This window comes from Acidobacteriota bacterium (assembly GCA_009838525.1).
Lineage (GTDB): Bacteria > Acidobacteriota > Vicinamibacteria > Vicinamibacterales > UBA8438 > VXRJ01.
This window is the reverse complement of sequence record VXRJ01000018.1, coordinates 705,107-728,335: the sequence shown is the minus strand read 5'-3', so window position 1 is coordinate 728,335 and position 23,229 is coordinate 705,107. Positions and strand designations below refer to the sequence as shown.

The following is a 23,229-nucleotide window of genomic DNA, read 5'->3' as shown; positions in this document are numbered from 1 at the left end:
CTGTGGTGTCAGCAGCGCTGGAGCCGTTTCGCGAGACCAAACCTTCATCGGACGTTGGCGCCAGCCAGCCTTCGGCAGGCCGGGGCATCTGTGGTGTCAGCAGCGCTGGAGCCGTTTCGCGAGACCAAACCTTCATCGGACGTTGGCGCCAGCCAACGTCCGATAAGGTATGTTATGTTAACTTTGGCTTGGATGTGCCTCCCGCGACGGACATGCAGAGGCGCTGCTTCAGTTGTCTCGCTGCCGCAATTGTTCGAGGATCTTCTCGAGCGCGTCAATCAGCTCACTCCGCGGCACGCTCGACTTCCGGAATGCCAGCCGTACATTGAACGCCTTGTTGGGTGCAGCGTAGCTGTAGACGAACGGCTTCGGCCGGCGCCCTGGCTGCCGGCGCGCGGCGCGCGCCTTCTTCCGCGTGGCGGTGCCTTCGCGCGAGATTTCCGCGATCAGCGCCGTCATTGCCTGTGGAGTGCGTTGCCGGACGACCTCCAGCAGCAACGATTTCGACGTGATGTTGCCAAGCTGGCACAGTTGCTTGATTTCGTCCGGCATCGTATGCACGGCCAGCGACTCGGTGATCGACGTGCGCGACTTGCCGATGCGTTGTGCCAGTTCCGCGTGGGTGTGGCCGAACTTCTGCGCCAGGGTGTGCAGGGCTTCGGCCTCTTCAAACGGTGTCAGATCTTTGCGCTGCAGGTTCTCGATCAGTGCGATTTCAAGGGTCTCTGCTTCGTCCGCCTGTCGGATGATCACCGGTATCTCGGCCAATCCCACCTGGATGGCTGCCTGGTAGCGTCGTTCACCGGCGATGATGTGGAACCGGCCCTCGCGCTCGCGGACAATAAGCGGCTCGAGGATTCCCTTCTCGGTGATCGACGCGATCAACTCGGAGAGATCTCCCATCTGTTGCCGCGGCTGATCCGGATTCGGGTCGATCCGATCGATCGGCAGCAGCCGCCCGATCGGTTCACCGGCCGATGCGGCGAGGGCGTCGACGTAGTGTCCTCCGTGCCGCATTTGTACGGTTGAAGGCAATCCTCGCTTAGACACGGTCCATCACCTCCTCGCACAGGCTGTAGTAGTCCCGCGCGCCGGTCGAATGAGGCGCGAACTGGAAGATAGACTCCTTGTACGCCGGACTCTCCTCGAGTCGGACGTTCCTGGCGATCACGGTCCGGAAGACCTTGTCCCCGAAGACCTTCTGAATCTGATCGCGGGTATCGCGCCCTATCGTGGTCCGCCGGTCGTGCATCGTGATCAGCGCACCCAGGATGCTCAGGCTGGGGTTGGCGCGCTGGCGCACCCTCTCGACCGTTTCGAGCAGGTCGTCCGTTCCCTCCAGGGCGAAATAGGACGATTGAATCGGAATCAACAGGTGCGTCGCGGCTACCAAGGCGTTGACGGTCAACAGGCCGAGCGTCGGCGGACAGTCGACGACTATGCAGGGAAAGCGCTCGCGAACCGTGGCGATCTGATCCTTGAGACGGAAATGCGCGTCCAGTTCGCCTACGAGCTGCGATTCGATCTTGGCGAGGGCGATACGCGCGGGCGCCAAGGCGAGATTCTCCTGGTTCGTCGGGATGATGGTGTCCGCGAGGCCGCAACTGCCGTTGGTGATCGCGTCGTAGACGGAGCGACGCTCCGAATCGGGATGCGCGACCGATAATGTGCTGTTTGCCTGCGGATCGAGATCGATGAGGAGTGTCGGCTTGCCGCGGAAGGCTAGCGCCGAAGCCAGGTTGATGGAGGTAGTGGTTTTTCCTACTCCACCCTTCTGGTTGGCTATGGCGACGATCATGGGCCGGTTCGCCGAAGCGTGGATGGACGCGGGACCACCGCCCGCAGCAGCGCGGGGTGACGTGATTCTAGGGGTGACGCCGGATCGTGTCAAGAAACGGCACCGACCGAGTCCTGACCGGAGCCTTCAAAAGGCCCGCAATTGTTGGAGGATCGCACAATTGTCGGCCGGCCGACAATTGTCACATCTTGTATCTGCCGAGGTCCTCCGGATCGAGACTTTCGAGCCAGCGGGTGAGCCGTTCCGAGTCGCTCTTTCCGGGTGCGAACTCGAGGCTCTTCGCGTTGTCCATCACCTCGTCTTCGACAAAGATAGGCGCGCTTACGCGAAGCGCCAGCGCGATGGCGTCGCTCGGCCTCGCGTCCACTGCGACAACGTCGCCTCGGATGCGAACGTAGATGAGCGCGTAGAAGGTGTTCTCCTTCAGGTCGGAGACGACTATCTTCTCCACCGTGCCGTCGAGCCCGGCGATCAGATTTCCCAGGAGGTCGTGGGTCATGGGACGCGGCGTTGTGATGTTCTCGATCTGAATCGCGATAGCATTTGCTTCGAAGACCCCCACCCAGATCGGCAGCACGCGATCGCCGGTGTCGTCCCGCAGGATGACAATCGGCATGCTGGTGATGGGATCGACCATGAGCCCCTTGATGGTCATCTCGATCTGCATCAGATCACCTCGCCCCAGACGCTGTTTGGCCCGGCCCGCCGAACGTTGATATCCAGTAACTGCCCCAGGCAGTCCGGTCCTGCCTCGAAGTTGACCGCAGTGTTGCCGCAGGTGCGTCCGGTGTATTCGTTCGATCGCTCCCGTCGGCGACTGGAAGCGTCGGCCAGAACGGTAACCTGCCTGCCGACCATGGCTTCGTGAAGCGACTGCTGGATATCCTGTTGCGCTTGCTGCAGGACGGTCAGGCGTCGCCCCTTCTCCGTTTCCGGGACGGTGTCCGGCATTCGACGGCGCGCCAGTGTGTTCGGCCGCTCGGAGTACTTGAACGAGAACATCCCATGGAAGCGGATGCTCTCCGCGAGGCTGAGGGTCTGCTCGAAATCATCCACAGTCTCTCCCGGGAACCCGACAATAATATCGGTCGAAAGCGCAATCTCCGGTATTGCCGCACGGACTTCATCCACCAGTTCGAGGTAGCGCTCCCGAGTATGTCGCCGCCGCATCAGTCCAAGGATGCGCGTGGAACCTGACTGCACAGGCAGGTGCAGGTGTTTGCATACCTTGGGTAGATCGCGCATGGTTTCGATCAGACGCCCGGTGACGTGGCGGGGATGCGGACTGGCGAACCGGATTCGATCGATCCCTTTGACCTCGTGCACAAGTGCCAGGAGCCGGGCGAAATCGCAGTCGCCCCGATCCGGCGCCTGGTAGTGGTTTACGATCTGGCCCAACAGGTGCACTTCGCGGCGTCCCGAAGCAGCAGCTTCCTCGATTTCCGCCACAATCTCCGTGGCCGGCCGCATCCGTTCGTGACCGCGGGTGTAGGGAACGACGCAGAAGGCGCAGAAGTCGTTGCATCCCTCGATGATGGTGACGAAAGCCTTGACGGGATCACTTCGAACCGCAACTCCGAGAGGGAACGAGATGTTGTCGTACGGGTGGATGTCGACCTGCGACACGCGCGTCCGGCGGGCTGCCTCGATGGCGCTGGGCAACTGCGTTAGTGCTTGCGTTCCAATGACGACATCGATCAACGGCGCCCGGTCGAGGAGCTGGTTTCCCTCCTGTTGCGCGACACAACCGGTTACCGCGATGATCGGCCGCTCGTCCACCGCGACGTGGCGATACCGGTCAAGTCGCGAGAACAGCTTCTCCGACGCCCGCTCGCGCACGCTGCAGGTATTCACCACTACCAGGTCTGCCCCGTCGACCGACGGCGACGGCGCATAGCCCGCTTGGTGCAGCAGTCCTGCGAGACGTTCGCTGTCGTGAACGTTCATCTGGCAGCCGAACGTCTCGATGATGTAGGTCCTGGCCATTGCCGATGTTGAGCCTACCTCTATTCTCGGCTACCCGCACAGGTAGCAGTCGCCGCAGAAGGGGCCGAAGGTCATCCCGCCGACGCGGGTTTTCGCCTTTCGCCCCTACTTTCTCTTTCGCCTTTCGCCCCCGTTGCGGCGCGCGCCAGTAGTTCTTCCGCCCCAGCCAGGGCCGCGCCGCCGGCGCGTCCGGTCATCAGTCTTGACAGCTCCGCCGCCCGGCGGTCCTCCGGGAGCCGTTCGATCCGGGCCCGGGTCCGTCCGCCCGCCACTTCCTTCGTTACCTGGAAGTGGGTTGTGGCGTGCGCGGCCAGTTGCGGCGCATGCGTGACGCACAGTACCTGGAAGCGTTTTCCCAGGGCGCGAAGGCGCTCCCCCACCCGGTACGCGGCGTCACCGCCGATGCCTGCGTCGACCTCATCGAAGACCAGTGTCTTGCCCGCGTCGTCGGTGGCCGCGAGCGTCTTCAGTGCCAGCATGACGCGCGACAGTTCACCACCCGAGGCAACCTTCGAGAGCGGCTGAAGGTCTTCTCCCGGATTGGCGGAGAAGAAGAGTTCGGCTTCGTCGGTGCCTCGGGCGCTCCAGCGTGTCTCGGGGAGCCCGGATTCCAGTCGCACCTCGAACCGGCCGTTGGCGATCGCGAGGTCCTTCGACTCCGTTTCGAGCGCCGGCGCCAGAGCCGAGGCCCAATGGACCCGCGAGGCCGACAACTCCCCCGCCGCCGCCAGGTACGCGTCGCGGGCCGCCTCGAGAGCCGCAACCAGATCGGTGTGGCGCGCCGTCTCGTCGGCGGCGCGGTCGAGTTCGGCCACAATCGTCTGCCGGCGTTCCAGGATCGTGTCCAGGTGGCCGCCGTACTTCCTTGCCAGACGCTCGATTTCCGCCAGGCGGGACTCGACATGAGCGAGACGGTCGGGCGTTGTCTCGATGTCGGCGGCGCAGGAACGCAGGGTCCGAGCCAGTTCGTCGAGGGTCGAATCGACCGTGCCCCGGGTTTCCAGATAGGGGGCAAACGACGGGTCGAGGCGCGCCAGCTCCTCCACCTGACGCCAGATCGCGGCCAGCAGCGAAATGACCGAGTCATCCTTCTCGTACAGCGCGGCGTAGGCGCCGCCGGCGAGCGCCTGCAGTTTCTCCGCGTTGGCGAGACGGTTGCGCTCGATCAGGAGCTGGCCGTCTTCACCCGGCCGTGGCGCCACGCGGTCGATCTCGGCCAGGGCGAACTTCAGTACGTCGACTTTCTCGGCGCGGTCATGACCCCGCTGCTCCGCTTCAGCAAGCAGTGCCCTCGCGTCGCGCCACTGTTCGTAGCGCGTCTTCACCGCACCTGTGGGATCGACGCCGGTTCGACGTGTGCCGTAGGTGTCCAGAAGCCTCAGGTGATTCCGGGGATCAAGAAGCGCCTGGTGCGCATGCTGGCCGTGGATATCGACCAGTCCGGTGCCCAGTTTTTTCAGTGTTGCGGCAGAGCTGAGCGCGTCATCGATGAAGATGCGTCCGCGGCCACTCGCCGGCACTTCGCGGCGGACGATCTTCTCTTCACCGAGGCCCGTTTCGAATGCCGCCTGGACCACCGCGCATTCCGCCCCGGTCCGGACGGTGTTGCCACTGCTCCGCTCGCCCAGCAGCAGGCCCAACGCGCCGACGATGATGGACTTGCCGGCGCCGGTCTCCCCCGTCAGGACGTTGAATCCCGCATCGAATTCACACTCCAGGGTGTCAACGATGGCGAGGTCGCGAATACCCAGAAAGCGGATCATGGGAGGGAGGCGAGCGATCGTATCACCCAGATGAACGCAATGCCGTGGAGCCCGGTTGGGGGTCTTCGCCAGAGGACGTAAACAGGACTGCACGGTTTGACAATCGGCAAGGCCACGGGCTACGCTTGCCGAAGTCTGCGCCTTCCCAGCGGCGCGCCAGTGTCAGCATCGACGGGAGAACTAAGGTGCGTATCCTCGGATACCTTGCCTTTGTGATCCTTCAGGCGCCCGCGTTGACGGAGTGGCTCGAAGGGCTGCAGGGGCGGTTCGGCACAAGCGCGGACTTCTTTCCTCTCTTTCAGGCACTGGCTCTGCAGCCGGATACCGGGATGGAAGCCGAGTCGTCCGGCGCGTTCGGCAGCGGAATCATCAACCTCATCGCGCAGTCGTCATTGCTGTCGCAGGCGGTGTTGGCGACGCTGCTGATCTTTTCCGTGGCCTCATGGGGCATCATCGTCTTCAAGCTCTTGCAGTTCCGCCGTGTCGAGTCGCAGACCGGCGCGTTCGTGGAGGTCTTCCGCAAGAGCCGGAAGTTCTCCGAAGTGCAATCCGTCTGCAAGTCACTCGCGGCCAGCCCCCTCACCGGTGTCTTTCAGGCCGGTTACGTCGAGCTGAATACCCAGCTCCGGCAGTCCGAGGGCACGGGGATGGAAGGCAGTCAGCAGCCGTCGCTCCGGAGCTTCGAGGCGTTGGATCGCGCGTTGCTCCGCGCCTCGAACGTGGAAGTAACGAAACTGGAACGCCACGTGCCAATACTGGCGACGACGGCGAGCATCACGCCGTTCATCGGCCTGTTCGGAACCGTCTGGGGCATCATCATCGCCTTCCAGGGGATCGCGGAGACCGGGTCGACGAATCTGGCGGCAGTGGCGCCAGGAATCGCCGATGCGCTGATCGCGACGCTGGCGGGGCTTTTCGCGGCAATCCCCGCCGTCTACTTCTACAATCATCTGACCAACAAAGTGAAGCTCACGGCCTCGGCAATCGACGACTTCTCGCTTGAGTTCCTGAACATTGCGGAGCGGCACTTCTCGCCCTGATGCGATCGCACGATGCCAAAGGTTCAGGGAACGGACGGCGGTGGAGGTGGTGGCGGCCGACGGCGCGGACGGCGCGTCGCGACGTCTCTCTCGGAGATCAACGTCGTGCCGCTCGTCGACGTGATGCTGGTGATGCTGGTCATCTTCATGGTGACCGCCCCCATGATGCAGCGTGGCCTCGACGTCAATCTACCCGAGGCACGCAGGGCGGAGCCGCTGGTTGCGGAGCGCCTGTTTGTCACCGTGCCCCTCTCCTACCGGTCGGACGGTGTCGTGCAACTGGGAGACGACAATGTCCGGGTCGAGGTGCTGGCCGACCTCATGCGAGACGAGATGGCGGCCCGGACGGACAAGTCGGTGTTCCTGCGAGGCGATGAAGAGATTACCTACGGTGAGCTGATCTCGGTAGTGGACTATCTGCAGGACGGAGGCGTTCAGGAGATCGGCCTGGTGCTCGACCTTCCCCCGCAACGGTAGCCGGGGCCTGACGCAAGGTGAAGCAGGGTGCAGGACGCAACGTCACAGGTCATCGCGGAACGGGCGCAGCCGCCGGACCAGTTGCGGCGGCCGTTTGCCGTCTCCGCCGGAGCGCACGTCCTGTTGGTCGTGGGGTTGCTCCTCGCGCCGTCGTCGTGGCTTGCTGCCGGAAGCGATGAGGCCGACCTGGATGTGATGGTGCTTCGCCTGGGCGGTCCGGAAGGGCCGGGCGAAGGCGGGGCGACGCCGCTCGGCGGACGGCCCGTGCAGCAGGTGGCGCCGCTCGCGGACGCGCGCCGTCCGGAGTGGATTCAACCTCCGTCGCCAGCCCCGCCGGAGATGATCCTGCCGGTGCCCGAGGCGGAGTCACGCCGGCGTCCCGAACCGGAAGTCGAGACGACAACCGAACCGGAGGAAGCGCGCGGGCGGACCCCCACCAGAGGACCCGAAGTGCGCGAGGGCACGTCGATGGCGGATACCGGCGTCCAGGGATTGGGCGACGGCCTGTCCGCCGGCGGTCTCGGGGGCGATGGCCTGGAACTCGATGTGGGCAACTTCTGCTGTCCGGAGTACCTCGCCACGATGCTGGAGTTGATCCGGCGGCAGTGGGACAACAATCAGCGGGTACCCGGTCTCGTCGTCATCCGGTTCGTCATACAACGGAGTGGCGCGATTGGGGATGTGCAGGTGGCGCGTTCCAGTGGCCACTTTGCACTCGATCTCAGCGCGCAGCGGGCGGTGGTACTCGCCGCCACGATGCCTCCCCTGCCGTCCCGGTTCCCGGAAGACACCCTGGCCGTCCGGCTCACGTTCGAGTACCAGTCATGATGCAGATTGCCCGTCCCTTGCCCGTTGCATTCCTCTTGGCGGTGTCCGTCACTGGCACCTGGCTGCTGGCGGCGCCGCTTCCCGTGTCTCAGAACCAGCGGTCCGAGGTGGATCTCAGGATCGGAGGGCGGATCGGCGCGCAGCCACGTTTCGCGGTGCCCGACTGCCTGACGTTGACGAGCGATGACGAGATGCAGGATGCCTCGCAGATCATCGCGCAGGTGCTCTGGGACGATCTGGCATTCGAACGGGAGTTCCGGATGGTCGCGCGCGACACCTACGGTTCGATCCCGGTTGCCCGCACGCTTACGGATTTGCCGTTCGACGCTTGGCGCGAATTGGGCGCTGACGGCGTTATCAGTTGCTCGGTCCGTCGTCTTGACGAGGATCGGGTGGAGGTCGACGCCAGGCTGTTCAATACCCGGACGTACGAGTCCGCGGTTGGCGAACGCTATACGGGCAGTCTCCGCAACGTTCGCGCCTACGCCCACGCTTTCTCCGACGAGATACATCGACGGCAGCGAGGCCTTGAGGGCGTGGCGCAGACCCAGCTTACATTCACGTCAGATCGCGACAGCCAGTCGGTTCTCGGCTTGGTGCCGGATCGGCAGACGAAGGAGATCTACGTCGCCGACTACGATGGCGCGAACGTCCGCCGCGTTACGACGGGCCGCACGCTCAATGTCAATCCCGCGTGGGCGCCGGACGGCCGCTCGGTGGCGTACACGTCGTACCGCAGCGGTCTTCCGGACATCGTCGTTTCGCACCTTTACGAAGGGCGCCTTGAGACACCCGCGGCCGGGACCAGCGACGCGCACAACTTCCTGCCCGCCTATTCTCCGGACGGCACGCAAATGACGTTCATGTCGAACCGGGACGGCAACCCGGAGATCTACGTGATGAACGTAGACGGCACGGGACTTCGCCGCCTGACTTCCCATCCGGGCATCGATGCCAGCCCCACCTGGTCGCCGGTCGGTCTACAGATCGCGTTCACGTCCGATCGGACCGGATCACCGCAGATCTACGTCGTCGGGGTCGACGGCACGGGTCTCCGCCGCATCACTTTCGAGTCGTACTGCGATCGTCCCACCTGGTCGCCGAGCCCGTACAACGAAATCGCGTATGCGTCGCGCACCGGCCCCGGCTTCGACATCAAGATCGTCGACCTCGCTACAAACGAAGTGCGGCAGTTGACCTTTGGTCTCGGCACCAACGAGAGCCCCAGCTACTCCGCCAACGGCCGACACCTAGCGTTCTCGTCGACGCGGGGTTCCGGTGAGAAGCAGATCTGGCAGATCGGACGAGATGGACGTGGTGTGCGTCGCGTCACGCACGCCGGCAACAACGAGATGCCAAGTTGGTCTCGGTGACCTCGGCAAGGAGGACGAAGAACTGATGACTATGCAGAGTCGCAAGTGGACGGCGTACCGTTTCCTGATGGTGGCGGCGATTGTTGTCTTCGCCGCCTCCTGCGTCCGAACGCCTCCCCAGGTTGCACCTTCGGCTCCACCGGCGCCATCGGTGGCGGAGGCGGACCCGGCGTCACCGCGACCCGTTCCGGCGCCAGCGCCTTCCGCGGCACCTTCCCCCGATGCGCCTCCCCGACTGTCGGATGACGAGTTCTCGTCGCGGACGCTCGAGGAGATCAATCGCGCGTCACCGCTGGAGCCGGTCTTCTTCGGCTACGACAGCATCGAGTTGGACGCGGATGCCCTGGAAGCGATCCGGTCCAACATGACGACGCTCGAGTCGTACTCCAGTTGGTCGATCACCATCGAGGGGCATTGTGACTCGCGCGGCACGCCGGAGTACAATCTCGCTTTGGGCGAGCGGCGCGCCCTCGCCGTCCGCAACCACCTGGTGGATCTCGGGATCGACGCGAACCGTATCCGGACGATCAGCTACGGCGAGGAATTCCCGTTTACGCCGGGGGAACACGAGGCGGCCTGGGCGTCGAACCGACGCGCACACTTCGTCGTTACGGCCCGGTGAACCGCGCGCCGCGCGTGCCGATTCCGATTGCCGGTAGCGCCCTCGTGCGGGCTCTGGCGTTCGGTTGTCGGCCAGAGTACAGTAGTTGAAACACCCCCTCCGGAGGATTGTGATGAGAGTCCCATTCACCGCAGTTGCCGGCGTGATGCTTACGGTAATCCTGGCTTTCCCGGCGACAGCCACCGCAGCTGACCGGGAGCACGAGCAGTTAATGGCCGACATCCGGATGCTGCAGGAGCATGCGCTTCGCCTCCATCTGATGATGAACGCGCTCGACACCCGTATGGACGAGCTCGTGGCGGGCCAGGAAGCGATCGGTGACGCCATGCGTCGCGCGTTCGCGGATCAGCAACTGACGGCCGAGAACATTGCGACCGTCATCCGCGTCGTCCGCGAGAAGGTGGATGAGTCGAATGTTCGGATCTCGTCGCTGTCGCAGGAGATCGAAGCGCTGCGAGAAGCGATTCCGCCGATGCCGATGCCCACGACAATACTGTCGGTCGATCCGGAGACCGGGTTGCCAATTGCGCCCACTGCGGGGGCGAACGCACCCCAGCCGGTCGCGGGCGCCGATCCCAATGCCGACTCCGCTGAGACCGACGCTCAGCCACCGCCGGTCGCCGCGGTCTCACCGGGCGTCGCCATGTCGCCGCAGCGGTTGTACGACACTGCGTGGGCGGACTACACCAACGGACAGTGGGCGCTCGCGGTGCAGGGCTTCGAGGCGTACATAGAGACCGTGCCGCAGTCCGACTTCGCCGACGACGCAGCCTTCTACATCGGCCAAACGTACTTTGCGGAAAGTCGCTTTGAAGAAGCGGTCGACGCCTTCGAACAGGTGTTGCTGAACTACCCCGACGGCGACGTTGTTCCGGATGCGTCCTATAAGCGGGGCCTCGCGCTCGAACGGCTCGACGATCCGGATCGCGCGCGCCAGGCGTTCGAACTGGTTGTCGTCAACTACCCCGAGCACTACATGGCGGCGATGGCACAACAGGCGCTCGATCGGCTTGGTCAACCCCAGCCGTAGCCGGTCGACTTCACATAAGAGGAAGAGACAGGCACCACACACACGAACCAGCTTCGAGCGCGGGCGCGCGGGGGGTACAACACATCATGGCAAGTCTTTGCAAGGTCAGTATTGTCGGTAATCTCGGTCGGGACGCCGAGCAGCGGTACACGCCAGGCGGCGACGCGGTCGTCACCTTCAGCGTCGCTACGACCGAGGTGCGGAACAACCGGGGTGAGCGGGAGGAGCACACCCAGTGGTTTCGTGTGGATTTCTGGGGCAAGCGCGGCGAACGGATCAAGGACTACCTGACGAAGGGGCAACGCGTCTTCGTCGACGGACGGCTGCGCGTGCGGGACTACGAGGACCGCGACGGCAAGGCTCGGTACTCGCTCGACGTGCGGGCGGACGACGTCGTGCTGCTCGGCTCGCGGCGGGACGGTGAGGGTCGCCAGGATCGTTACGACGATCAGGCGCCCGCGGCGGCTGCTGACGCGGCCAGTGTCGGCGGCAGTGGCGGTAACGTCAATCTCGCGGACGACGACATCCCGTTCTAGCTGCTAGGGATCGGACGTTCCGGTGCGGCCGTAGCGATCATCGAGTCGAACGACATCGTCCAGTTCGGGAGTCGAGACCTCAAAGAGGTCGCTATCTTCCATGGCGGTCATCCTGTGAACCACGCCAGGCGTGATGTGCACGCACTCGCCTGGCTGCATCTCCCATGTTTGGCCGTTGTCACCCGTCCCGAGCTCGAAGTGCAGGCGTCCCCGCCAAAGAAGGATGGTTTCTTCCTTCCTCTCGTGGTACTGCAGGCTGAGGGCATGGCCTGCGCGGACGTGGATTACCTTCCCGACATAACGGTCGGTTCGCGCCCAGATCAACTCGTGGCCCCAGGGCTTCTCAACCCGACGGGGAGGCTCACCTGCCGGGTCTCTCGTTCTGCTCATCACGTCAGTAGTGGGTACGTCGGCGGCTGGACGTCGGGATCTTCATCTCCTCGCGGTACTTGGCGATCGTGCGCCGAGCCAGCTTCAGTCCTTCGTTCTCCTCCAGACGCTGCACGATACGGGAATCGCTGAGTGGTTTGCGCGGATCTTCCTCCTGGATCATCTTGCGGATTCGCCGCTTGATGGCCACGGACGAGACGTTCTCGCCGAACACGGTATGTACACCTGAACTGAAGAAGTACTTCATCTCGAACACACCCTGCGGGGTGTGCATGTACTTGTTCGTGACCACGCGGCTAACCGTCGACTCATGCATCCCGATGTCATCCGCCACATCACGCAACACCATCGGCCGGAGGCACTCCACTCCATGCTCGAAGAAACTGCGCTGGAACCGGATGATGCTGGTCGCGACGCGCTGAATAGTCTTCTGCCGCTGATCGATGGACCGTATCAACCAGATTGCCGACCTGAACTTCTCCCGGACGTACGCTCGCGTTTCCTCGGAGTTCTCGCTCTTCTTGTTCATCATGCGCCGGTAGACCGGGCTGATTCGCAGTTGCGGCATGCCGTCCTCGTTCAGCATGGCGACGAATTCGTCGTCCACCTTGACCACGGAGACATCCGGGATCACGTATTGCGATCGAACCGGATTCAGACTGGCGCCAGGCTTCGGATCCAGCCGTTGCAGCACCTCGACGTGTTCACGCAGCCCCGCCAGGGTCAGACCGAGCCGTCTCGCCAGGTCCGGCAACTGATGATTCTGGAGCAACCCGAGGTGTTCGCGGACGATCGTCTCGCTCGGGGTGCCGGTCAGGTCGAGCCGGTCGATCTGAAGGAGAAGACACTCCTGCAGATCGCGCGCCGCGACACCGGCCGGGTCGAGGGTCTGCACCAGCGCGAGCGCCGCCTCGACGTCGTCGTGCGACCAGTTGCCCATCGCTGCCAGTTCCTCGATCGACGCGACGAGGTAGCCATCTTCATTGAGGTTACCGATGATAGCCAGACCGATTTCCCGCAGTTGATCGTCATCGGTTTGCATCAGCAGCTGCCAGCGAAGATGGTCTGACAGAGAGCCGGCGGTCGCGAGAGTGTTCTCGATCGGCGGCAGTTCCGGAGTCTCCGTGGCGTTCCGCGGCCGGTAGCCGTCGTCCAGATAGTCGCCGAAGAAATACTCGTAATCGGCGTCGTCCCAGGTGGATTCCTCCTGCTGCGTCGTTCCCTCGGGCGCCTCCGCCGAGTTGTCCGGTGTAGCCGGCGCCTCCGCCGGTTCGGGCGCGCCGGCGTCGGTCCCGTCCGGGGCCGCGTCGAGTGCCGGGCTCTCTGCCGCCTCCGGATAGGCGGCGTCGTCTGTTTCGGGCGCCGCAGGTGTGTCAGCGGTTTCTGACGATGCTGTTTCCTCTTCCGGCACCTCCTCGAGCAGTGGGTTCTCGACCACTTCCTGGTTCAGGAGGTCGGCCAACTCGAGCGTCGACATCGGAAGCAGCTTTATCGCCTGCTGCAGTGACGGTGTCAGGACGAGCTTTTGCGAAAGCTGCGTCTGAAGTCGTTGCTGAATGGCCATCGAGCGCCTGATGCAGCCGCCGCCGGGCGCGGCACGCTTCCTTCGATCTTAGTCCAAACGGTGCGCTCTCAGCGCCGACCGACGGCGGCTCTCAACGGGTGCTCAGTCGAGTCGGAAGTCGGCACCAAGGAAGATACGCTTGACCGCTTCATCGCCCGCCAGTTCGTCCGGCGTCCCATTCTTGAACACGTGACCGTCATGGATGATGTACGCCCGGTCGGTGATCTTGAGCGTCTCGCGGACGTTGTGGTCGGTCATCAGTACGCCGATTCCCCGCTCCTTGAGGTGGAAGATGATCCCCTGAATATCTGCCACAGCGATCGGATCGATGCCGGCGAAGGGTTCGTCGAGCAGAATGAACGAGGGCGACATCACCAGTGCCCGGGTGATCTCTACCCGTCGGCGCTCTCCTCCGGAAAGCGAGTGCGCCCGGGCGTCGGCGAGCGGCTTGAGATGCAGTTCGGCGAGCAGATCGTCGGCCCGGCGTCGGCGTTCAGCACGCGGTAGCTTGAGCGTTTCGAGGATCGCGAGGATGTTCTGCCTGACGGTCAGGCCGCGGAACACGGAGGGCTCCTGCGGGAGATACCCAATACCCCGCTTCGCACGGACGTACATCGGGTGGCCGGTGATGTCTTCGTCGTCAAGCAACACTCGTCCCGAGTCGGGCGGAGTCAGGCCAACGACCATGTAGAAGGTAGTTGTCTTGCCCGCACCGTTCGGGCCGAGCAGGCCGACCACCTCGCCCGGACGGACCTCAAGGCTGACGCCGCTGACGACGGTGCGCCGGCCGTACGACTTGGTGAGGTCTGAAGTCTTGAGGGAAGCCATGGACGGACGGACGTCCGATCAAAATTCCTGACAGGGACCGGTGGAGGATGCCGTACGGGCCTCAGCCCTTCCGTCCACGGTGACCGAGTCGCCGGCGACGTAGAACGTGACGGCACGGCCGGTTGTTTCACGACATCCGCCACCTAGTTCCTCGACCACTCGAACTGGCGTGCCCGTCATGTCGTAACGCCCGTCGGCGTCGTCGTACGAGAGTGTCTCGCCGGCGGCGCGTCGGCCATCAAGCAGCAGCCGCACCTCGTCGCTGGCCTCAATCTGCTCCAGGGTCCTGGCATCGTCGGCCAGTTGGAGAGTAATCGTCTTCCCTGCCAGGTCGGTGCCGTCGCTGTCGAGCCTCGCCTCACCCAGGTAACTGATCTGCCGTGCTTCGTTGTCGTATTCGAACGCGGCCCCGCGAGAATTGGCGGTCGTCGGTGCGGCCTCGCCGGTTTCGTGATCGTGCCTCACCATCGTGGTGCGCGTCGTAACGCTTTCCCGCGCCTCCAGGTTGCCCGTCAGTTCCTGAATAGAGATCGTCTCGGCGCGGATCTCCGTTTCTCCCTGCCAGAGTCGCGCCTGTCCTGCGTACGTTGCACTCGACTCTCCAGCGTCGTAAACGAACCTCTCCCCCGTTGCGTAGATCGGCGGTCCCTCGTCGAACAGGCCAGGCGTCGTCAACCCGTCGGCATCGTTGTCCAGCTGCAGGATTCCGCGAACCGTTTCGACCGCCTCAATGTCAGGGCCGTCAAGACGGACAGTTACCGTTGCGCCCTGTATCGACCCCCAGCGATCTTCAACGCGTGGCGGATTGCCCGCCTCGTCGGTCAGGAGAATGAAAGTCGCCTCGTCCGGCGCGTACGTCGCGACGTCCGCCACGCCGCGAACTGCGCCCGTCTCCAGCGTTACCGCGCCGCTGAAGCGGGCGTCGCCGAGGCGCGTAATGTTGTCTTGCAGCGCCGCTACAAGCCGTTCCGCTCGTATGATCCGTTCGCCGGACGAGGCCCCCGATTCCGTAGGCTCCGGTTCACGGAACTCGACAGCGCCGTCGAGCCGCACTTCCGTAGTCCGGTCGACGGACTCGCCCAGTTCCAAGTCGAGCCGATCCGCCCCGATTTGCCGGGCGGGACCATCGATGGCAGGAAGGTTGAGCGTGACGCCGTCGCGGGCACGCAGTTGATCGAAGCCGTCGGAGTCAGAGCCTCCGGCAAACCGAAGGTCCAACGTCTGGGCGGCAATCGTTGCACCGTCACGGTCGGCATCGCTGTGCAGCTCTACGTGTCCACCGCCGGCGACCGCGGCACGATCGAGCCCGCCGTCGACGTACGTCACGGTAATCACCTCGGCGGACAGCGCGCGAAGGCCGCCTGGCGCACTGTCACTCCCCTCTAGGCGCGCACCACCAGTCAGCTCGACGCCTTCCAGGCGAGACGCGTCGGGGTCGAAATTGACAATTGCCTCGTTTGCCGCCATCTGCCGGTCACCCGCGTCGATCACGACGTTTCCCTCGAAACGCATGTAACCGTCCGCTCGGGCAACCAGGGCGCGATCCGCTTCGATCCGGGTCTCTCCTGCCGTATCGTCGTTGCCGGTTCGCAGGCGCACGCGCGCCTGCCGATCGAGATGGAGCAGGCCGCGGCGACGGTCGTAGCGTGACGTCCCGCCCGTCAATGTCATCCAGCCCTGTTCGAAGCGGGCCGGCGCCAGCATTCTGACAATCCCGTCACCATCGGCGTAGGAGGCTTCGTCCGTAAGCCCGGTCATGCCGTCGTCAGTCTCGATCGCGACATCGCCCGATAGCGTCCATTCCCCCTCGTCCTGGCTGCCGGTTGCCTCGCCTCCCCGGATCCGCAGGCCGATCCGTTCGTCGTTCTCGGGCACCGCCACGTCGACTGCCACCAGACGCGACCGGCCGTCCGCATACGCGAACTGCTGATCCGCCTTGATGACCGTCCCGTCGCCAAGCGTGATCCGAGCACCGCGACTCTGGAGGATGGCGTCCGGATCGGCGCCATCCAGGGCAACGGTCGCCTCCGGCGCCCTGCGGTCGCGCACCCCCAGCCCGACAACGACGCCGAACGCCACGACCGAAAGGGCCAGCGCAAGCCGCAGAGGTCGTTGCCACATGTCAGTTGGTCGGTTCCCGTACTCACTCTATCGGGCGGGCATCGCATCAGCAACGGTCAGTTCGGTGTAGACGCTTCCCCGGAAACGGTTCTCGCTCAACGAGAAGGCGAGATTGATTCCGTCACCCCGATCGGTGTATCGATCGATCCGCTCGGCCGCCCGCCAGGCAACGGCCCGGAAGCGCGCCGCGCCCTGGCGGACCGTCATCTGCAGGTGGCGTTCTTTCAACGGGCGCGGTCCCTCGACCACATCGACTCGCTCGGCGCAGAAAACCGGCCGCGGATTTCCCTGACCGAACGGTTCCATGGCGGTCAGGCCGTGAATGAACGCGCTGTTGATCGCGTCGAGCGGCAGCGGCGCGTCGACCGTCAGCTGCGGGCCGAGCGCTTCCGGATCGATCCGTTCCGCGGCGTAGGCGGCAAGACGTCGACGCAGCGTGAGCAGCCGCTCGGACCGGATCTCCATACCGGCCGCCTGGCGGTGCCCTCCGAAGCGCGTGAAGAGATCGGCGCAGCTCTCGAGTGCCCCGAGCAGATTGAAGCCGGGAACGCTGCGCCCCGAGCCGTGAGCCACCGCACCGTCGACGGACAGTACGATCGCCGGCCGTCCGAACGTCTCCACCAGCTTCGAGGCCACGATTCCTATGACGCCGCGATGCCATTCCTCGCCCCAGACCACGAGCAGGCGTTCGGCCGATAGTTGCGGGTCGTTCTCCACCGTCCGTCGCGCTTCCGCAGCAATAGCCGTTTCCTCGGCGCGGCGCCGCGTATTCTCGTTGTCCAGGGTCTCGGCCAGCTGCCTGGCATCGGTGGACGCCGCGTCGCCCGTCGCCAGCAGCAGGCGGGTCGCCAGCTCGGGCGACTGCATACGGCCGGCCGCGTTGATGCGGGGCGCGATTCGGAAAGCAACCGCGTCGCTGTCAATTGCCTCCCCGGCCAGTCCGCACGTTTCGAGAAGCGCCTGCAGCCCAACCGAATTCGGTCCTTGCGAGAGTTGCTCCAAGCCTATTCTGGCGATGATCCGATTCTCACCCAGGAGCGGCACGGCATCGGCCAGCGTGCCGATTGCCGCCAGTTTGCTCAACGCTGGCAACCACGCAGCACGGTCCGTCCGCTGGCAGAGCGCCTGCGCTACCTTGAAGGCGACGCCGGCGCCAGCCAGGTTCCGGTCGGGATAGACGCTGTCCGCCCGCCGGGGATTCACGACGGCAAGCGCAGGGGGCAATGTTGGTCCCGGCTCGTGGTGATCGGTGACGATCAGGTCAACGCCGAGCGCGCGCGCCCGCTCCGCCGCCGCGTCGCTGCGGATGCCACAGTCGACTGTCACAATGACGCACCGGCCGCCGGCCTTCAGCCGGTCAATCGTGTCTGGCTGGAGCCCATAGCCGTCGGTCAGCCGTTCCGGTATGAAGTGGGTGACGTCGGCACCCAACAGTTCCAGCACGCGACGCAGCATGACGGTGGCGCTCACGCCGTCGGCGTCGTAGTCACCGTGAATCGCGATCGGTTCGCGCCGTTCTATTGCCTGCTGCAGCCGATCTACGGCTCGGTCGAGATCGTTCAGCCGCGACGGGTCGTGGAGCTGATCCAGGCCGGGATGGAGAAAGCGTTCGGCTGCGGCTGGATCCGCGAGGCCCCGTTGTACCAGGAGCCGGGCGACCGTCGCATGGATCCCTAGTTCCCGTTCGATATGCTTCGCCGCCGCGCGGTCGCCCGGCGGGAGATGCCGCCAGACGGTTGCGTTGCTCTCGGAGTTCGTAGCGCCGCCGTTGTTCACCGCGCTGCTACCAGGTGACGGCCCCTTTGCCGCAGACAGCTTCGACATCAGCGACCAGGGCCTCCGACGGATTGACGCGTGCCCGACTCAACTCTGCGCGAACGCGGATGGGTGGCACCTGATCGCGGAGCTCTATGTCGATCGCTACCTTCCCGCCGCCGTAGTGCCGCCCCAACACCTCGGCGAGTGCGACGAAGGTCGCCTTGTCGGCGGGAGGCGACGCCACATGGATTGCGAGGAAGCGACCCGCCTCGCCGAGCACCGTATCGAGCGCCTTCACCTCGTTCACGGTGAGTCGGGGCTCGTCTTCGTCCACCTCGAGTTTTCCTTCCACCACCACCAGCCGATCGGCGTCGAGCATGCTGCCGTACTTCCGGTAGGCCTCCGGGAAGACCACCGCCTCAATCCGGCCGCCACGGTCTTCAACCGTGACCACCGCCATCGGGTCCCCTTTCTTCGTCTTCAGGCGGCGGATGGCGGCGATGATGCCGCCGACACGCGTGGATTTAGCCGGACGGTCCAGCGTGTCGATTGCCCGTACGTCCGCGCGCGCCAGATCATCACGAAACCGGTCGATTGGGTGTCCGCTCAGGTAGAAGCCGAGCGCTTCCTTCTCGTGAGCGAGCTGTTCGGCCTCTGTCCAGGGCCGAGCGTCCGGAAGCCGCCTCGCCGCTTCGTTCAGCGAGCTTCCCTCGCCGTCGCCGAACAGGTCATGCTGACCCTGGGCGCGATCCTGCTGGCGCCGGGCGCCCTGTTCGAGCGCGGGATCGATAGCTGCGAGCACCTGTGCGCTCCAGCGTCTCCCGCTGGCGCCATTTGCGCCCGCCGGATCGGCCTCCGGCCGACAGGAGTTGAACGCACCCGCCTTTACCAGGCTTTCCACGGCCTTCTTGTTGACTTGCCTGAGGCTCACCTCTTCGCAGAAATGATGGAGCGACGTGAAGCGGCCTACCCGCCGCCGTGACTCGAGAATCGCCTCGACCGCGCCGTCGCCAACGTTCTTCACGGCGCAAAGGCCGAATCGAACCTCGTCCGGCGTGACGCTGAACGGCCAGTCGCTTTCATTGATGTCCGGTGGCAGCACCGTTACGCCAAGGTCGCGGCACTCGGACAGGTAGAGCGCGACCTTGTCCGTGTTCTGTCGTTCGATGGTCAACAGCGCCGCCATGAAGTGGGCCGGGTAATGCACCTTCAGGTAGGCCGTCTGGTATGCCAGGAGCGCATAAGCCGTCGAGTGGCTCTTGTTGAAGCCGTAACCGGCGAAGTGCTTGATTCGGTCGAAGAGCACTTTCGCCGTTTCGTGCTGCAGGCCTTCCTTCAGTGCCCCCTGCATGAACGGCTCGCGTTGCCCTTCCATTACGGCTTCGTTCTTCTTGCCCATGGCCTTGCGGAGGATGTCCGCCTGGCCCATGGAAAAGCCGGCCAGTTCGCCGGCGATCCGCATCACCTGCTCCTGGTAGGCAATCACGCCATAGGTCTCCCGCAGAATCGGTTCGAGCTCCGGAGTGGGGTGCGTGATCTTCTGCGAGCCCTCCTTCTGCCTGATGTAGTCGCTGATGACGCCGCCACCGAGCGGGCCGGGCCGATACAGGGCGTTGAGGGCAATCAGATCGTCGAACCGTTGTGGCTTCGCCTTGCGCAGCACATCGCGCATGCCGGAGCTCTCGAACTGGAAGATGCCGTTTGTCTGCGCGTCTGTGAACAGCCGGTAGGTGGGGGCGTCATCGAGCGGGAGACCATCAAGGGCAACGCGGTTCCCTGTCGTCCGCTCAATCATCTCCACTGCGTCGTGCAGAAGCGTCAGCGTGCTGAGGCCGAGGAAGTCCATCTTGAGCAGCCCGACCCGCTCGATTTCCTTCCAGCCCCATTGGGTCGTGATCTCGTCCTTCTGGCTCTTGTAGAGCGGAGCGAACTCCGAGATCGCTTCCGGGGCGATCACGACCCCGGCGGCGTGAACGGACGCGTGGCGCGTCACCCCCTCGAGACGGCGCGCCACCCTGAGCAGGTTCTGCACCTTCGGGTCGCCCTGTTCCATGTCGCGAAGCACGGCGTTTTCCTTGAGCGCCTTCTCGAGCGTCATGTCGAGCGCCGACGGGATCTGTTTAGCGACCCGGTCCGCCTCCGCGTAGGACAGCCCCTGCACGCGACCGACGTCCCGCACTACCGCGCGTGCCTTCATCGTCCCGAACGTGATGATCTGGGCCACGTTCTCGCGGCCGTACTTGCGGGTGACGTAGTCGATGATCTCGCCGCGCCGCCGTTCGCAGAAATCGATATCGATGTCAGGCAGCGAGATGCGTTCCGGATTGAGGAACCGCTCGAAGATCAGGTCGTACTCCAGGGGATCAATGTCGGTGATCCGCAGAGCATAGGCAACCAGGCTGCCGGCCGCCGATCCGCGTCCGGGACCGACGGGTACGCCCCGCTCTCGCGCGTACCGTATGAAGTCCCAGACGATCAGGAAGTAACCGGCGAAACCCATGTTCTGGATCACGCCGATCTCGTACTGGAGCCGTTGATCGTACTCATCGAGGCCATGCTTCAGCAGGCCGCGGGCCGCGAGATCCTCGAGCCGGGCCCGCCGGTGGGTGAATCCCTCCCGCGTGACGTGCGCAAAGTAGTCGTCCGGGCCCGTGAAGGGATCGGGTACGTCGAAGCGCGGCAGGTGATAGTTGTCCCCCGGAATCTGCACGTTGCATCGTTCCGCGATCGCCAGGGTATTGCTGAGCGCTTCCGGGAAGTCGCCAAAGACAGCCGCCATCTCCTCCGGTGTCTTGAGGAAGAACTGATCGCCGTGGTAGCGGAGTCGTTTCTCGTCGTCTACGTTCTTGCCGGTGCCGATGCACAGCAGAACGTCGTGCGGCTCAAAATCCGCCTGTTGCAGGTAATGAACGTCATTCGTGCATACGAGGGGAAGGTTGAGGTCCGCCGCGATCGGTTGCAGTCCCCGGTTGACCACCTGTTGATCGGGGATCCCCTGGTACTGCATCTCCAGGTAGAAGTTCTCGGCGCCGAGGATGTCGCGAAACGTGGCGGCTGCGGCGCGAGCCTCGTTGATCTGCTGGCGAGTGATACGCTGCGCTACTTCTCCCTTGAGGCAGGCGCTCAGCCCGATCAATCCGCCGGCGTGTTGAGCGAGGAGATCCTTGTCGATCCGCGGCTTGTAGTAGAAGCCGTCGGTGTAGCCGGATGAGACCAGCTTGATCAGGTTGCGGTAGCCGGTCTCGTTCGACGCGAGCAGCACAAGATGGTTCGCCGTATCGCCTGGCTGTCCGCTACGGTCGCGCCGGTCGTGAGGAGCGACGTACACCTCGCATCCGATGATGGGCTTGATCCCCCGCTCTCGTGCCGCATCGTGAAAGGTGACTGCTGAAAAGAGGTTCCCATGTTCGGTGACGGCCACCGCCGGCATTTTCAGCTCCGCCGCGCGGTCGAGCATCTCGCCAATGCGGCAGGCACCGTCAAGGAGTGAGAATTCGGTATGCAGATGAAGGTGAACGAAGTCGGCCACGACCTGAGGACTCCTCCCTCGACCCAGCACCTATTCCCACTCGATAGTGGAGGGGGGCTTGGAACTGATGTCGTAGACGACGCGGTTTATGCCGTGCACCTCGTTCACTATGCGCGACGAGATGGCAGCCAGCAGATCATGGGGCAGGCGCGCCCAGTCGGCGGTCATACCGTCGCGGCTTTCGACCGCACGGACAGCCACCGTGTACTCGTACGTCCGGCCGTCCCCCATGACACCCACGCTCTGCACCGGCAAGAGGACGGCGAAGGATTGCCAGGTCTTTCGGTACAGCCCCGCCTGCCGGACCTCGTCCACGACGATGGCATCTGCGAGCCGCAGCAGATCGAGGCGGTCGTGGGTCACCTCCCCCAGGATGCGTACGGCGAGGCCCGGACCGGGAAACGGCTGGCGCCAAACGAAGTCCGTCTCCAGTCCCAACTCCTCTCCCAGGGCGCGAACCTCGTCCTTGAACAGTTCACGCAGAGGCTCTATGAGCCTGAACCGGAGGCGTTCGGGCAGGCCACCCACGTTGTGATGACTCTTGATCGCCGATGACGGGCCGACTACGGACACGCTCTCGATGACGTCGGGATAGAGCGTCCCCTGTGCCAGGAAGTCGAACCCGCCGAGCCGCGCCGCTACCGACTCGAAGACGTCGATGAAGGTACGGCCGATGATCTTCCGCTTTGCCTCGGGATCGGTGACGCCATCGAGCGCCGTCAGGAACGTGTCGGAGGCATCCTCGCACACGAGCGGTAGATGCATCCGGGTGGTGAAGCGTTCCTCTACCTGCTTTGCTTCGTTCAGTCGCAGCAGGCCGTTATCGACAAAAATGCAGGTCAGGCGGTCACCGATGGCGCGATGGATCAGAAGGGCGGCGACGGTGGAATCGACACCGCCGCTCAGCCCGCAGACCACGCGTCCGTCCGGTCCCACCTGCGCATCGATCCGTTCGGTCGCCTCCTCGATAAACGAGGCCATCGTCCAGTCGCCGGCACAGCCGCAGACGCGGCCGGCGAAGTTGCGCAGGATTTCCGCGCCATGCTCCGTGTGGACTACTTCGGGGTGAAACAGCAGGCCGTAGAGTCGGCGTTGGGGGTCTGCCATGGCCGCCACCGGCGCGTTCGGGCTGGATGCGGTGACGATGAAGCCGGGCGGCGCTTTGCTGATCCGGTCGCCATGGCTTGCCCAGACGCGAAGCGTCTCCGGGACTCCGTCGAACAGCCCGTCCCGCTCGCATAGCGTGACGGTGGCGTCTCCGTACTCACGCTCGGTTGCCGGCACGACTCCGCCGCCCAGCGCGTCGGTCATCGTCTGCATGCCGTAGCAGATACCCAGTACCGGTACGCCGGCTTCGAAGATTGCCCGGTCGACCAGAGGCGCCCCCTCATCGGAAAGGCTCGACGGCCCGCCGGACAGGATCACTCCCGCCGCTCTTCGCTCGACGATCGCCGCGGCGCCCGTATCGAAGGGGACGATCTCGGAGTAGACCGACAGTTCGCGCAGGCGCCTGGCGATCAGCTGGGTGTATTGGGATCCGAAGTCGAGAACCAGAATGGTTTGATGGTTCACCTGTCCACGGAGGC

At 64.4% G+C, this 23,229-nt stretch carries 19 protein-coding genes; 7 read left to right on the top strand and 12 right to left on the bottom strand.

The window, feature by feature from the left end:
* Window positions 1-228: 228 nt before the first annotated feature.
* The 5 genes from F4Y45_09095 to recN form a co-directional block, all read right to left on the bottom strand.
* Window positions 229-1,017, bottom strand: coding sequence for a ParB/RepB/Spo0J family partition protein (locus tag F4Y45_09095; GenBank protein ID MXY24662.1), 789 nt, complete (start codon window positions 1,015-1,017; stop codon window positions 229-231).
* Between the two features lie 25 nt (window positions 1,018-1,042).
* On the bottom strand, window positions 1,043-1,798 hold the full coding sequence (locus tag F4Y45_09090; GenBank protein MXY24661.1) for a ParA family protein: 756 nt from the start codon (window positions 1,796-1,798) through the stop codon (window positions 1,043-1,045).
* A 181-nt stretch (window positions 1,799-1,979) separates the two neighbouring features.
* Window positions 1,980-2,465: a bifunctional nuclease family protein gene (locus F4Y45_09085; GenBank protein MXY24660.1), complete on the bottom strand. Its 486-nt coding sequence runs from the start codon at window positions 2,463-2,465 to the stop codon at window positions 1,980-1,982.
* Window positions 2,465-3,784 (bottom strand): tRNA (N6-isopentenyl adenosine(37)-C2)-methylthiotransferase MiaB, encoded by a 1,320-nt coding sequence (gene miaB, locus F4Y45_09080; protein MXY24659.1) that lies wholly within the window; start codon window positions 3,782-3,784, stop codon window positions 2,465-2,467. Before miaB ends, F4Y45_09085 begins: the two co-directional genes overlap by 1 nt.
* A 71-nt stretch (window positions 3,785-3,855) precedes the next feature.
* Entirely contained in the window at window positions 3,856-5,547 is a 1,692-nt protein-coding gene (gene recN / locus F4Y45_09075; protein ID MXY24658.1) for a DNA repair protein RecN, read from the bottom strand.
* A gap of 329 nt (window positions 5,548-5,876) precedes the next feature.
* Here recN and F4Y45_09070 point away from each other — a divergent pair, with 329 nt between their 5' ends.
* The 7 genes from F4Y45_09070 to ssb all read left to right on the top strand — a co-directional run bounded on the left by F4Y45_09070 (window position 5,877) and on the right by ssb (window position 11,453).
* The gene (locus tag F4Y45_09070) at window positions 5,877-6,587 is read left to right on the top strand and encodes a Tol-Pal system subunit TolQ (GenBank protein MXY24657.1); all 711 of its coding nucleotides are present in this window, start codon (window positions 5,877-5,879) and stop codon (window positions 6,585-6,587) included.
* A gap of 12 nt (window positions 6,588-6,599) precedes the next feature.
* Window positions 6,600-7,064: a protein TolR gene (locus F4Y45_09065; protein MXY24656.1), complete on the top strand. Its 465-nt coding sequence runs from the start codon at window positions 6,600-6,602 to the stop codon at window positions 7,062-7,064.
* 27 nt (window positions 7,065-7,091) lie between these two features.
* Complete coding sequence (locus tag F4Y45_09060; GenBank protein ID MXY24655.1) at window positions 7,092-7,892, top strand: TonB C-terminal domain-containing protein; 801 nt, start codon at window positions 7,092-7,094, stop codon at window positions 7,890-7,892.
* Complete coding sequence (locus tag F4Y45_09055; protein MXY24654.1) at window positions 7,889-9,265, top strand: hypothetical protein; 1,377 nt, start codon at window positions 7,889-7,891, stop codon at window positions 9,263-9,265. The genes F4Y45_09060 and F4Y45_09055 overlap by 4 nt, the downstream gene beginning before the upstream one ends.
* Before the next feature lie 67 nt (window positions 9,266-9,332).
* Window positions 9,333-9,887: an OmpA family protein gene (locus F4Y45_09050; protein MXY24653.1), complete on the top strand. Its 555-nt coding sequence runs from the start codon at window positions 9,333-9,335 to the stop codon at window positions 9,885-9,887.
* A 112-nt stretch (window positions 9,888-9,999) separates the two neighbouring features.
* Window positions 10,000-10,917, top strand: a complete 918-nt coding sequence (locus F4Y45_09045; GenBank protein MXY24652.1) for a tetratricopeptide repeat protein — start codon at window positions 10,000-10,002, stop codon at window positions 10,915-10,917.
* Between the two features lie 86 nt (window positions 10,918-11,003).
* Complete coding sequence (ssb, locus tag F4Y45_09040) at window positions 11,004-11,453, top strand: single-stranded DNA-binding protein (protein ID MXY24651.1); 450 nt, start codon at window positions 11,004-11,006, stop codon at window positions 11,451-11,453.
* A gap of 3 nt (window positions 11,454-11,456) precedes the next feature.
* Here the strand turns inward: ssb and F4Y45_09035 are convergent, their stop codons facing one another.
* The 7 genes from F4Y45_09035 to guaA all read right to left on the bottom strand — a co-directional run bounded on the left by F4Y45_09035 (window position 11,457) and on the right by guaA (window position 23,215).
* Window positions 11,457-11,843: a cupin domain-containing protein gene (locus F4Y45_09035; protein MXY24650.1), complete on the bottom strand. Its 387-nt coding sequence runs from the start codon at window positions 11,841-11,843 to the stop codon at window positions 11,457-11,459.
* Window positions 11,844-11,847: 4 nt separating this feature from the next.
* Window positions 11,848-13,407 (bottom strand): RNA polymerase factor sigma-54, encoded by a 1,560-nt coding sequence (rpoN, locus tag F4Y45_09030; protein ID MXY24649.1) that lies wholly within the window; start codon window positions 13,405-13,407, stop codon window positions 11,848-11,850.
* A 102-nt stretch (window positions 13,408-13,509) separates the two neighbouring features.
* Entirely contained in the window at window positions 13,510-14,235 is a 726-nt protein-coding gene (gene lptB / locus F4Y45_09025; GenBank protein ID MXY24648.1) for an LPS export ABC transporter ATP-binding protein, read from the bottom strand.
* Between the two features lie 18 nt (window positions 14,236-14,253).
* Window positions 14,254-16,356 (bottom strand): hypothetical protein, encoded by a 2,103-nt coding sequence (locus tag F4Y45_09020; GenBank protein ID MXY24647.1) that lies wholly within the window; start codon window positions 16,354-16,356, stop codon window positions 14,254-14,256.
* 27 nt (window positions 16,357-16,383) lie between these two features.
* Window positions 16,384-18,180, bottom strand: a complete 1,797-nt coding sequence (recJ, locus tag F4Y45_09015) for a single-stranded-DNA-specific exonuclease RecJ (protein ID MXY24646.1) — start codon at window positions 18,178-18,180, stop codon at window positions 16,384-16,386.
* Window positions 18,140-21,643: a DNA polymerase III subunit alpha gene (gene dnaE / locus F4Y45_09010; GenBank protein MXY24645.1), complete on the bottom strand. Its 3,504-nt coding sequence runs from the start codon at window positions 21,641-21,643 to the stop codon at window positions 18,140-18,142. Before dnaE ends, recJ begins: the two co-directional genes overlap by 41 nt.
* 30 nt (window positions 21,644-21,673) lie before the next feature.
* Window positions 21,674-23,215, bottom strand: a complete 1,542-nt coding sequence (gene guaA, locus F4Y45_09005) for a glutamine-hydrolyzing GMP synthase (protein ID MXY24644.1) — start codon at window positions 23,213-23,215, stop codon at window positions 21,674-21,676.
* Window positions 23,216-23,229 lie beyond the last annotated feature (14 nt).

Excerpts from the sequence above, each read along its gene's own strand:
- F4Y45_09095 (MXY24662.1), bottom strand. The coding sequence starts at position 1,017 with ATGCGGCACGGAGGACACTACGTCGACGCCCTCGCCGCATCGGCCGGT.
- F4Y45_09090 (MXY24661.1), bottom strand. The coding sequence starts at position 1,798 with ATGATCGTCGCCATAGCCAACCAGAAGGGTGGAGTAGGAAAAACCACT.
- F4Y45_09085 (MXY24660.1), bottom strand. The coding sequence starts at position 2,465 with ATGCAGATCGAGATGACCATCAAGGGGCTCATGGTCGATCCCATCACC.
- miaB (MXY24659.1), bottom strand. The coding sequence starts at position 3,784 with ATGGCCAGGACCTACATCATCGAGACGTTCGGCTGCCAGATGAACGTT.
- recN (MXY24658.1), bottom strand. The coding sequence starts at position 5,547 with ATGATCCGCTTTCTGGGTATTCGCGACCTCGCCATCGTTGACACCCTG.
- F4Y45_09070 (MXY24657.1), top strand. The coding sequence starts at position 5,877 with ATGGAAGCCGAGTCGTCCGGCGCGTTCGGCAGCGGAATCATCAACCTC.
- F4Y45_09065 (MXY24656.1), top strand. The coding sequence starts at position 6,600 with ATGCCAAAGGTTCAGGGAACGGACGGCGGTGGAGGTGGTGGCGGCCGA.
- F4Y45_09055 (MXY24654.1), top strand. The coding sequence starts at position 7,889 with ATGATGCAGATTGCCCGTCCCTTGCCCGTTGCATTCCTCTTGGCGGTG.
- F4Y45_09050 (MXY24653.1), top strand. The coding sequence starts at position 9,333 with ATGGTGGCGGCGATTGTTGTCTTCGCCGCCTCCTGCGTCCGAACGCCT.
- F4Y45_09045 (MXY24652.1), top strand. The coding sequence starts at position 10,000 with ATGAGAGTCCCATTCACCGCAGTTGCCGGCGTGATGCTTACGGTAATC.
- ssb (MXY24651.1), top strand. The coding sequence starts at position 11,004 with ATGGCAAGTCTTTGCAAGGTCAGTATTGTCGGTAATCTCGGTCGGGAC.
- F4Y45_09035 (MXY24650.1), bottom strand. The coding sequence starts at position 11,843 with ATGAGCAGAACGAGAGACCCGGCAGGTGAGCCTCCCCGTCGGGTTGAG.
- rpoN (MXY24649.1), bottom strand. The coding sequence starts at position 13,407 with ATGGCCATTCAGCAACGACTTCAGACGCAGCTTTCGCAAAAGCTCGTC.
- lptB (MXY24648.1), bottom strand. The coding sequence starts at position 14,235 with ATGGCTTCCCTCAAGACTTCAGACCTCACCAAGTCGTACGGCCGGCGC.
- F4Y45_09020 (MXY24647.1), bottom strand. The coding sequence starts at position 16,356 with ATGTGGCAACGACCTCTGCGGCTTGCGCTGGCCCTTTCGGTCGTGGCG.
- recJ (MXY24646.1), bottom strand. The coding sequence starts at position 18,180 with ATGTCGAAGCTGTCTGCGGCAAAGGGGCCGTCACCTGGTAGCAGCGCG.